This is a genomic window from Arthrobacter sp., assembly GCF_031179985.1.
GTDB lineage: Bacteria > Actinomycetota > Actinomycetes > Actinomycetales > Micrococcaceae > Arthrobacter.
This window is the reverse complement of the sequence record NZ_JAPSHJ010000037.1, coordinates 35852-38867: the sequence shown is the minus strand read 5'-3', so window position 1 is coordinate 38867 and position 3016 is coordinate 35852. Positions and strand designations below refer to the sequence as shown.

General features: G+C 61.4%; 3 protein-coding genes and 1 pseudogene. 1 reads left to right on the top strand and 3 read right to left on the bottom strand.

Going from position 1 to position 3016, the window contains the following annotated elements:
* Both RIN13_RS15310 and RIN13_RS15305 read right to left on the bottom strand, forming a co-directional pair.
* A pseudogene (locus tag RIN13_RS15310) lies at positions 1–92 on the bottom strand (co-chaperone GroES); the annotation flags it as partial.
* Between the two features lie 226 nt (positions 93–318).
* The gene (locus RIN13_RS15305; protein WP_309108194.1) at positions 319–702 is read right to left on the bottom strand and encodes a hypothetical protein; all 384 of its coding nucleotides are present in this window, start codon (positions 700–702) and stop codon (positions 319–321) included.
* 56 nt (positions 703–758) lie between these two features.
* Here RIN13_RS15305 and RIN13_RS15300 point away from each other — a divergent pair, with 56 nt between their 5' ends.
* Entirely contained in the window at positions 759–1997 is a 1239-nt protein-coding gene (locus RIN13_RS15300) for a class I SAM-dependent methyltransferase (RefSeq protein ID WP_309108193.1), read from the top strand.
* Positions 1998–2013: 16 nt separating this feature from the next.
* Here the strand turns inward: RIN13_RS15300 and RIN13_RS15295 are convergent, their stop codons facing one another.
* The gene (locus RIN13_RS15295; RefSeq protein ID WP_309108192.1) at positions 2014–2892 is read right to left on the bottom strand and encodes a shikimate 5-dehydrogenase; all 879 of its coding nucleotides are present in this window, start codon (positions 2890–2892) and stop codon (positions 2014–2016) included.
* Positions 2893–3016 lie beyond the last annotated feature (124 nt).

Below are 3016 nucleotides of genomic sequence, written 5' to 3'. Positions count from 1 at the left end.
TCCGGGATGACCAGGCCGGAAGCCGTGGTCTGCTCGGCTTCGAGCGGGCGGACAACAATACGATCCTCAAGAGGCTTAATAGAGACCGACACTCGGACCTCTCCTTTTCGTCAGCAAATTCATGGACAGTAAAACTGTGCCTTTGGCTGGCAAACCGTCGTCGCGGGTGCCGGCAGCAGCCGGGCTGGCAGTTCTTCATGTGTTAGCACCCTCCTAGGGAGAGTGCTAATGAAGACTCTATGTAACCGTTAGCACTCGGTCAAGGCGAGTGCCAGAATTTCGTCGCAGGTGAACACTCGCGGGGAACCTCAGCCGGGGCTAGGGGTCCGCCAGATCGTCAAATCCGAGGTTCTCACCGTTATCTTCCCTGTTCTGGGGCGAGTTCCGCCTACGGAATAAGACGATGGCTGCTGCAACCGCTGTGGCAGCGGAGGCGATCAGGACAACAACACTGCCAACCCGGACAGCCGAGTAAAGCTCCCTGATGTCCCTGGCCTCATCGCTGGGATCATTGATGTTCTTGCCGCCCACCGAGTACACGGTGGCGTTGAAAGTATCGAGCGCGAAGATAACGGCGAGCAGCGCGAGGCTGACGATGACGACGGCGGCTGCCGCTATGAGGGCCGGCCGGGCGTACTTGACGATGCCGTCAGCGGAAATCTGGTCATTTGCGGCTGCCTGCGGTTCTTGATGCTCTTCCATGTCTTCAACCCTAGCGGGGCCACCACCGAGTCGCGGCCTCCACTAGGGTTGACTGCATGGCTGACGCAACACAGGACCTTATCGCCCCACTGCTGACCAGCGAGGGGTGGGAGTTGTTGGCTTCACTGGGTCCCTACCGGGAAGCAGAGGCCTTCCAACAGAATGCGGCGCTTCGAAAAGCCGGGCACTCCCCGGCCCTTGTCTCAGCTGTCCTTACCCAATCCCGCCTTCGAACCAAGGCTGAAGGCAAATTCGGCGAGTTTGCCCGTCAAATGATCTTCACACCGGCCGGGCTGGAGCAATCCACGCGCCTCCCTGTTGCTGCGCGCCACGCAGAACGGTTCCTGAGGGCCGGCATCAAGCATGTGGCGGACCTTGGCTGCGGTCTTGGGGCGGATTCCATGGCCCTTGCATCGCTGGACATTCGCGTCACTGCGGTGGAGCAGGATGAAACAACTGCAGCCTGCGCCACCATGAACCTCATTCCGTTCCCGAACGCAACCGTGGTCCATGCCGACGCCACCACGCTTTCCCTTGAAGGTATCGACGGCGTCTGGCTGGATCCGGCGCGCCGCTCCACCTCCACCTCGGGAACACGACGGATCTGGGACCCCGAGGATTTCTCACCCCCAATGTCATTCGTTGAATCCCTTGCGAAATCAGGCCGCTCTGTTGGCGTCAAAATGGGCCCTGGTATCCCGCATGGCTCCGTCCCGGCCGGATGCGAAGCCCAGTGGGTTTCGATGGGCGGAGACGTCACAGAGGTGGCCCTCTGGTTCAACGCCGTCCGCCGCCCTGGAGTCCGTCGTGCCGCTCTGCTGCTGGGAGCCCAGGGGGCTGCGGAGATTACCAGTGAGGAAGATTTCGACGGCGGTCCGGTGGCCCCTGTGGGGCCGGTCGAAGGCTACCTGTATGAACCCGATGGCGCCGTCATCCGCGCCGGTCTTGTGGCCGACGTCGCGCTTGAACTCGATGGCCATCTGGTGGATGAGCACATTGCCTACATCTGCGCTGCCGGTTTGCGCGATACCCCCTTTGCCCGCGCCTACAGGGTCCTCGAGGTCATGCCATACAACGTCAAGGCCTTGAAGTCCTGGGTGAAAGATAACGGGATCGGCGTGCTGGATATTAAAAAGCGGGGCACCTCCGTGACACCCGAGGAACTCCGCAAGCAGTTGCTCCCCGGTGCCAAGTCCTCAGGAAAGAACGCTGCAAAGAAAACGGCCACCCTGGTCCTCACCAGGATCGGTGAGGACCGGGTGGCCATCTCGGTGGAGCCCGTCCAGCTTCCTTAGCCCAGTTTGTTGGGTCTTACTGGGCCCGCATGAACTCCTCTGCGGCGCGCACCTGGGCATCCGTAGGCCTGATCCCCGTGTAAAGCACAAACTGCTCAAGTGCCTGGATGGTGGCTACCTCGGCGCCGGTAATAACGGTTTTTCCGGCTGCCCGGCCGGCAGCAATCAGGGGTGTCTCTGCCGGCAACGCGACGACGTCGAAGACCACCTTTGCGGCATCGATCACCGGCTGTGCGAAGGACAGGCCGTTTGCCTCCGCTCCCCCGGCCTTGCTGCCTGCCTTACCGCCTGCCATGCCAATGGGGGTCACGTTGATGATCATGTCTGCCCCGCGGGCACCGCTGACCTCAGGTGCGGGACCATCGCCGTCACCATCGAGCTGCGCCTGCCAGCGGAACCCGTAAAGATCGGCCAGCGACCGTCCGGAGGCCTCATTCCGGGCAATGACGGTCACATCCCGGAAGCCGGCGTCACGCAAGGCGGCCGCAGTGGCTTTTGCCATGCCACCTGAGCCCTTGAGCAGCACCGAGTAGTCGTTTGGGACGTCGTTTCGCTTCAGCAACTGTTCGATGGCTGTGTAGTCGGTGTTGTATGCCGTCAGCCGGCCCGCATCGTTGACGATGGTGTTGACCGAGTCGATGGCCTTCGCGGACGGATCCATGACGTCAACCAGCTCGATGACCTCTTCCTTATAAGGCATGGAAATCGCGCAGCCCCTGATGCCCAGCCCGCGAACACCCGCGATTGCCTGGCCCAGATCCGTGGGGGCAAACGCCTTGTAGATCCAGTTCAGGCCAAGCTGCTCATACAGATGGTTGTGGAAACGCGTCCCGTTGTTGCTTGGCCGGGCCGAGAGCGAAATGCATAAGGTCATGTCTTTATTCAGAATGGGCACAACATCATTAAACAGCTAGCCGTCAGCCCTGGCGGGCTTTCCGTTCCGCCTCTTCCCCACCCTCGTTCCTCGGGCGGGGACCCCTGAGGCGTCTCTTAACTCATTTCAGCCCTGGCGGGCTTTC

Excerpts from the sequence above, each read along its gene's own strand:
- RIN13_RS15305 (WP_309108194.1), bottom strand. The coding sequence starts at position 702 with ATGGAAGAGCATCAAGAACCGCAGGCAGCCGCAAATGACCAGATTTCC.
- RIN13_RS15300 (WP_309108193.1), top strand. The coding sequence starts at position 759 with ATGGCTGACGCAACACAGGACCTTATCGCCCCACTGCTGACCAGCGAG.